Source organism: Candidatus Borrarchaeum sp., assembly GCF_019058535.1.
In the GTDB taxonomy this organism is placed as follows: domain Archaea; phylum Asgardarchaeota; class Sifarchaeia; order Borrarchaeales; family Borrarchaeaceae; genus Borrarchaeum; species Borrarchaeum weybense.
Window position 1 is genome coordinate 1 of record NZ_JAHPYX010000163.1, and the last position, 7,504, is coordinate 7,504.

The 7,504-nt window shown below is 36.4% G+C and carries 7 protein-coding genes; 1 reads left to right on the top strand and 6 read right to left on the bottom strand.

Features of this window, described 5'->3' with window-relative positions; all coding sequences use genetic code 11:
* From QVB70_RS09565 to QVB70_RS09585, 5 genes are all read right to left on the bottom strand, one after another.
* On the bottom strand, positions 1–912 hold a 912-nt coding region (locus tag QVB70_RS09565), incomplete at its 3' end, for a hypothetical protein (RefSeq protein ID WP_287585510.1).
* A 144-nt stretch (positions 913–1,056) separates the two neighbouring features.
* Positions 1,057–2,316 (bottom strand): hypothetical protein, encoded by a 1,260-nt coding sequence (locus tag QVB70_RS09570; protein ID WP_287585511.1) that lies wholly within the window; start codon positions 2,314–2,316, stop codon positions 1,057–1,059.
* Positions 2,317–2,693: 377 nt separating this feature from the next.
* Entirely contained in the window at positions 2,694–3,920 is a 1,227-nt protein-coding gene (locus QVB70_RS09575) for a bifunctional 5,6,7,8-tetrahydromethanopterin hydro-lyase/3-hexulose-6-phosphate synthase (RefSeq protein ID WP_287585512.1), read from the bottom strand.
* 252 nt (positions 3,921–4,172) lie between these two features.
* Entirely contained in the window at positions 4,173–4,331 is a 159-nt protein-coding gene (locus QVB70_RS09580) for a zinc ribbon domain-containing protein (RefSeq protein ID WP_287585513.1), read from the bottom strand.
* Positions 4,332–4,639: 308 nt separating this feature from the next.
* Positions 4,640–5,578: a hypothetical protein gene (locus QVB70_RS09585; protein ID WP_287585514.1), complete on the bottom strand. Its 939-nt coding sequence runs from the start codon at positions 5,576–5,578 to the stop codon at positions 4,640–4,642.
* Positions 5,579–5,745: 167 nt separating this feature from the next.
* Between QVB70_RS09585 and QVB70_RS09590 the strand changes: the two genes are divergently transcribed.
* Complete coding sequence (locus tag QVB70_RS09590) at positions 5,746–6,714, top strand: peptidoglycan DD-metalloendopeptidase family protein (RefSeq protein WP_287585515.1); 969 nt, start codon at positions 5,746–5,748, stop codon at positions 6,712–6,714.
* A 71-nt stretch (positions 6,715–6,785) separates the two neighbouring features.
* Here QVB70_RS09590 and QVB70_RS09595 read toward each other — a convergent pair whose 3' ends face one another.
* Positions 6,786–7,307, bottom strand: a complete 522-nt coding sequence (locus QVB70_RS09595) for a nitroreductase family protein (RefSeq protein WP_287585516.1) — start codon at positions 7,305–7,307, stop codon at positions 6,786–6,788.
* Positions 7,308–7,504 lie beyond the last annotated feature (197 nt).

Genomic DNA, 7,504 nt, shown 5'->3' on the forward strand with positions numbered 1-7,504 from the left:
GGGCTCCTCTTTCACCACTAAGGGCTCCTCTTCCACCACTAAGGGCTCCTCTTCTTCTTCCTCTTCTTCTATCTCAAGTGCTTCACCTATTATTCTGGTTAGAAGTACATCTCTGAAAAAGTGACCTATATCACGATATTCTTCAGGATTTTTTACATAATTTTTCCAATCAACCCATAGTAGCGTAATATATTCATCAACCTTATTTTTTACTTCTAGTGGCATTGTTAAGAAGGTTTGAATTTCATTTACTATAAGTTTTACCAGCGCATTGTTAACATTTTGTTCTTCTTCAGCCAAATCTTCTGGTAGGCTTTTGCTAACTGTATCGCCTAGATTTAATTTCGCGAGGCTGAAAGCAATTTCTTTTAATGCTTCAGTTGTATTCATTATACCTAACGCTAATGACCTTAATCCTAATATTTCACTCATAGAACCGTATTCTTCAGAGAGGGCGTCTACTAAGAAGATTTCAAGGTTGTCAAATTTAAAGGGTATGAGGGTTAAACTCTCAATACGTTTAAAACTCTCTTTTACATCTTTCTTAATACTTTTCAATGCATTTTGAAAGGATTCAAGTTTTGGTTGAAGTTCTTCTCGCCACACGTTTAAATACCGATCTACATCACCTAGAAGAACTTCTGTTAATCTAGCCGCAAACCCAGAGAAGATCTGATTGACTGTTGCTGGGATTTCATCGGGCATAACTAAATCGGAAAGTCGCTGTTTTAGACTTTGTGAGATAATCGTCTGATTCAAAGCGCGCGCGAATTCGCTGAAGGTACTTGCTGGAGTTAAATTTTCTGCCTTCGCTTTATATTTTTCACTAAATAAGTCTTTAAAGGATTCAGATGCCCGTTCTAGATGATAAATGAGATTTTGGAACGGATTTATAATGAACTTTATCTTCATCAGAGTCACCTAAGGAAAAAATGATGCGCTCCTATTTATTTTCTACGATGAAAAATCAATATTTCGGAGTACTAAATTTGCTATCAAGTTTGCAATAGGCCCGTTCCCATTAAATTGGGTTATATTTCGTTTGTTTTTCAAACCTTAGGCATTGTCAATTGAAATTGTGATATCTTCTTCAAGTTCTTTACGAAAATTCTTCTCTAAAGCTTTCTTTATTGTATTAATTCGATCTTCACACCAACTTTTTTCTGCAATAACTTTTGAAAATTCAAGCTGTACTTCAGATTCCCTTTTTTCTTGTTCGTGTAATTTCTTATTTAATTGGTCTTGAGTCGCAAATAATTCCTGTGAATTGCTGATTAATGTTTTCTTTTCAGTAAGTAGCTCTTTAAGGTCTTTCTGTAGTGAAAGAATTGAATCATCCAAAACTTGTTCTACCTTTGTCTTAATTTTTGGGATGAGTTTTTTCTTCACCTCAAGACGATTCATTTCCAAACGTTCTTGGATTTCAAGAAGAAGTGCCTTTAAATTTGGATAACCAAGCACTTCTGACGTGAAAGTTTCAAATGGATCATCCATATATCCTTCCAGTGCAATTTTTTTATCCTCTGAAATATTAGTTAAACCATCGTCCACACTTTTATTGAATTTTTTAAAAGGTTTATCTAGAATAATACGTAGTGCTTGAGTAAATTTCATCTGCTTTTTCTTTAATTTTCCATCAATTTCATGCAACTCAACAAAAACAGGTTCTTTCTTGATAGATACCTTCTGTTTTATGATTTCATCTTTTCCACTTTCGACTTCTTCAATCAAGCCTTCGCATTGTGACTGCATTATATTAAGTTCAGAAAGTCTATCTTTTAATTTACGTAATTCTGCTATTCTCTCAAAATTTTTTTCAATAATTTGGACATAATCGTAATCCCTAGTGAGTTCCTCTAGCTTCTTCTGACTTTTCCCGATGTCTTTGAGAAAGTAAGAAAGTTCGGTGATTTCTCGCTTTAATAGTTTAGCCTTAGAAATCGGTGGTACATAGCGTCTTCCAGCATCAGTGATAGTTCGTGTGAGAATTGTTAATTCGTCTTTTACACTCTTTAAATCCGAAAATTCGACTTCATCTAGGGTGGGAAGGGTTATATGATTAACAGAATCTTTAATAGAAGAAGCTAATCTATTTGCGCATTTTATAGCAGTTTCATGGATTTTATCACTTGCTGATTCGGTAGGTCCTGTATGTTCTTCACTTAGTTTTTCGCATGTGGATTCCATAAACTCGAACGTCTGTTCAATTTTATCAAATGCCTTACGTGCATCTTTTCTGAAGTTCTCCATTTCTTTGTGCATTATTTGTGAGTACCAATTAGATAACTCATCAATTTGAATAATTTGAGTCTTCAATCAAAACACCCCAAAGATAATATCAAAGGCACTAAAAAGTGTATGAGTTCATTGAACAGAGTTACAAGGAGTTTATTGATCAACAAACTAATTTATACGACATTATATTTACAAAGATTTAAACCTTATTTAAAAGGCTTTAGATTTACATCTGAAAAAAAACAGGATTTAACACGAAAATCAATAGAAAAATGAAATTAGTAGATCTCTTGAATTAGAGAAACTAAAATGATCTTAGATATTTCCAATCAACCTTATGTGTCAATTCTGCGCTAAACGTTGACTTTATTAGGTTTTAAACTAAAAAAAAGGCGAGGAGTTATTTGAATGATCATTTAGCATGTATTGTATATGCTTCGGTGAACAGATTTGTACGTTCACCCATCTTCTGAGTGAACACGATAATGATCTATAGCAGGTTCTTTTGCGCCAATAGTCTTAAGGAACTCCCGAACGGACTTTTCAACGTCTCTTGCTTGCGTAATGTATCGTCCAACAATAACAATATCTGCACCTTTCTCTAAGGCATCTTTAGTATTTTCAGGACGAATTCCGCCTGCAACAGCGACAAGGAATTTCTTATCACTAAACTCTTGTTTAACTTCCTTTATGAGATCCCAACGTGATTTTTCGCCAGAAGTTTCTGTATCAATTCCTCTATGGAAGATTAAAACATCGGGGATATCATCCAAAGATTTTAATTTTTCGATGATATTCGTTACATTCATTAAATCAACTATAGCATAGATACCTAGACGTTTTGCTTCGTAAATAAACTTGTTTAATGTGTCAACTGTTGCAAGTCCAGAACACACAACTGCATCTGCTGTTTCTTCATAGGCCAAGTCCACTTCTACTTTACCAACATCCAGGGTTTTAAGGTCGGCTATAATGAATAGATCTGGAACTACTTCTCGCAGTTCACGAAGCACTCGAACACCATATTTCTTAATGAGAGGCGTCCCTGCTTCAAGAATAAGTCGATCGCTTTTTGGGATTTCGTTTCTTATCATTTCCTTTATTCTGTTAATGCTAGTAATATCTAGAGCGATCTGTAAATAAGGAGGACGCCATAATCGCGGTACATTAAAGCCCATAATTGGATGTTTGGCTCGATCCTTATCATAAAGGACTTTTTCTAACGGAGGGTAATTGACCAATGCTCGCTTTAATGCTAATTTCGTTGCCCCATAATTATAATTGTAAATTCTCCGATAATCTTTCGCTTCCGGGTGAATAAAAACAGAAGCTATTATCACAATTTTATCAAAATCGACATCATCTGGAAAAATTCCTTCTTCTACAGCATCAGCTACTGCTTTTGCCACTGCATACTGTGCTGGTCCAAATATTTTGGCAGCCTGTTCCATGTTTTTTACTGTAACTTTCGGTACAATCAAAGTTTGAGGTTTTGGGGGCAAATTCGGACGAATAACTGCAAGTAAAGGAGTATGTCCCGCTGAAAGTGTAGTTAGACCTTGTGCAAATGCCTGTCCGACAGGTCCTTCTTTACTTCCAATAAGTAAATCAACATGCGCAAGTTCTGGTTCATGCCCTAACAAAGCTTCTCCGATCAGCATATCTAAAATTTCCATCGCCTCCATTGAGATAATCTTCATTTAACTAGTTATCAAAATATTAGGCAATTAATCCTAGGTAATCTTACCTTATTTATTTATCTGGCTTAAATCCTTATAAGGTGAACTACCTCACGCTAAAGCAGTGAGGCTTCCTGTTTCTGCAACCATACTTGCCTCAACATAGGCTATCTGGTTCAGATAATCCAACGCTAAGGTAGAGGTATAAGTCTCCTCAGCCGTAACTTCGGTAGGTCCCCTACCTAGTATTCTATGACCTTAGTGTTCTAACACACAACTGCTGTTATAATCACGATCTATCACCAGACCGCAGTATTGACACTCATAGGTACGTTCGGCTAAACCTATAGCGCACTGATGACCGCAACGTGAACAGGTCTTTGTGGAGGGGAAGAAACGGTCAACTTCCACCGACACTTCATGTGTTTACGCCGCTTCTTAGTGTCCTTTAAGGTAGCTTTGATCCGTTCGTTCTTTGTTAACATGGTATGAGTGCTCCGCACAACTTACAATAACTCGTTAATAATGTACAACATAATTGCTCACTCTGTGTACTCCATCCCTGTTTATAAACTCAGCAAAAAGTAGCACAAAGTTAAAAAATGTAAAATACTGACACCATTCATCCCCAGGCTAAAGTTATGGGGCTTTTTTGTGTCGTAACAAGTAAACTAATTCTCAATACATTGAAAGGGACTTCTTGCTCCCCAATTCGCAATAAAACATTAGGTTCCTTCTTCTTCACCTGATTCGATCATCTTGAAGAATCTAGTCAATTCATCCAAACTTCGCGTCATCTGCGTCCTCAGTTGCTCACTAACTAGTTCAGATTCCTTCCAAAATTCGATAGCAACAACTTTTCCTTCTTCGACAATGATTCGGGGAGTATACTCTTCTGCAAAAAAGACACCCTCGGGCATAGATGTAGATGTCATACGTTCCAATTGCCTCTCGACACGTTCCTCTCCTAGAAATCTTACACTTTTTTCTGAAACTGCATAACAGTCATGTCCTATAATCACTAGTTCACGCAGATATCCATCAAGGTGCTCAATTCCGTCAAGTTTTTTCATAACAGAATCAAGATCTGGTTTCGAAGGAGCTATTGAGGGAGTAACTGTGGGAGCAGATTTCTTTTTGTCTACAGTCTCAGTTGTGGATATTTCAACTCTTTTCTCTACGACGAGGGTCTCTGAAGGTTTTTCCATTTCTGTTGGACTTTCATGAGATTTCAATGTTGGGGTAGGTACGATATCTGTAAGTTGCATATACGGGGCAGTGTCTTCTGTTGTTACTTTTTTAGTAGGAGTTTTAGATTTGCGTTTGGCACGAGGTGTTACCTTTTCAGTCTTTTTAATAGGCTTAGGTGTAGTAGAAGGTTCAGCGCCACTGATTAATGCTTTGAAATCAGGATCGTCCTCCCCTTCATCGAGACTGTGAACTTTGAAGGTAAAACCAATATCTTGTCGTAATTCTGTAGCTGCACGTGCTCCTAGGAATTTCTTTCTTATACGCGCATTGGCACCTTTATAGATCCAGATGTCTTTTCCAGACTCATCAACGATCAGATAGACTTCTTCACTATCAAGTTGATCTTTATTTTGAAAAGGAAGTTCATTATATTCTCCTTCATCTGTGATTATAAACAACCGTACTTTGCTCATTTTTGTCAGCCTTTACCTCGATTGAGTCAAAATGATGACAAGGAAAGTAAGAGACAATGCTCACTATTAAAATTTACTCCAAAAGCAAGAGTTATTATAGCCCCTTTCATTATTAAATTTTTGATTTATATTATATTTTGTGGTAAATCTATCCGAAAAAACGGAGAGTGAACTCATCGAAATTTACCCCCGTTGCAAAATTTCGAGAAAATCTTATTCACGCACCAGAGGATGGATTCATTTCTTTCTTCAATTCTCCTTTTTATTCTCATAAGAATATGACTGGAATCGATATATATCCTAGTCAATTATCGTTCGGAGGTGATGTTCATAGTCCTGTTAGTGGAACTATCAGTAAAATTCAATCCTTTCGCGGTCACTCAACATTACCAAATGTATCTAAGCTAGAATATCTTATTCTGGTGCAAAATGATGATGATCCAAGCGTGTATACTAAAATTCTTCATGTTAAACCTGCTCGCTCGCTCTCTCAAGGCGAGCATGTTGAAATTGGGGACAAAATAGGAGAGTATATACGAAGTTTTTTCTTTGCTCGTTGGACAGATCCACATCTCCATGCAGAATTCCGACCAAAAGACGATACTGTGAGAGCGAGAGGGGCATTACAATTGAATCTCTGTCAAAAGCTCGACAATTTTTCTAAAGAATATAGAAAAATCAGTGAAACACCTCTTGAAGCAAAGTTAGTTGAACATACACCTAACGCCTTATTCCTTGAAGTTAACGAAGACGCCTTCAGCAAGCATAAACTTACTGGATTAAAGGTCAGTATTGAAAAATTGGGAGAAAATGTTTTATTTAGCGGGATAATTGATGCTGGAATACCACATTTTGGACACGGCGGCATTTTTACTGAAGACGCGTACAGAATTTCCCAAGGGGATATTGTAAAGATTAATGGAATTGCTATTGGCAAAATTTTTGAGACAGATCCTTTTAACAAATTAGTACGTTTTCGTCCTTATTCTTTTCATATACGTTGGAAAGATATGGCTTTCAAAGGAATTTCTTTTCGGCTCTCTTTAAAAGATAGGTTTATTAAAATTATAACAAAATCAATGAATTCATTTCAATATCAAATAGGTGATTTTGATATTATCAAGTTTGTATCGTAAGATATCGACTGATTTTAAAGAAGATTTGATTGTTATTGATATTCAGAAAGCCATCATAATAGGGATTATGATTACCATTTTTCATTATGAACCATTTCTTTGTAAGCCCGCCGTTTTGGCATATCTGGTATGTCAGCAGGATGTCCAAGTGTTATAATGCCAACAGGACGTACCTCTGCGGGAAGTTTCAGGATTTCCTGCACTGAACGTTCTTTAAATGAGCCTACCCAAGCAGCTCCCAAGCCTAGTGACACTGCCATTAATAGCATATTCTGAATTGCTGCCCCAGCACTCACAAAACAGTATACCTCGCGTCCTCGAGAGCCATACTTTTTTTCTGCAATTTTTGTGTTAGCTGCTACTATGATTGTAACTGGAGATTCTAATACATGTGGTTGTCCTAAAGCTTCTTGAGAAAGGCTATATTTTGTTGTTTTATCACGTACGATTATGAATTCCCATGATTGCATATTGCCCGCTGAAGGTGCCAGCATCCCTGCCTCAATGATTTTGCGGACAGTTTCATCAGAAACATCTTCTTCGGTAAATTTACGAATTGTGCGTCTAGATTTGATTACTTCTTCACCATCCAATAAGATCACCAACCGATTAAATTAAACAAAGGTTACCATTTCTCGTGATGAACTACATCTTCGTAACTTCTTTGTATTATGATTTCATTATCTTAAAAACCATGCATATAAAATCCTAAGATATATGCAAAGTGAAAACAAACCGATTAAATTAAACAAAGGTTACCATTTCTTATGATGAACTACATCTTCGTAAC

What these genes read in the sequence shown, in the direction of transcription:
- QVB70_RS09575 (WP_287585512.1), bottom strand. Translation starts at nt 3,920, where the DNA reads ATGGAGGCGATGGAAATTTTAGATATGCTGATCGGAGAAGCTTTGTTA.
- QVB70_RS09585 (WP_287585514.1), bottom strand. Translation starts at nt 5,578, where the DNA reads ATGAGCAAAGTACGGTTGTTTATAATCACAGATGAAGGAGAATATAAT.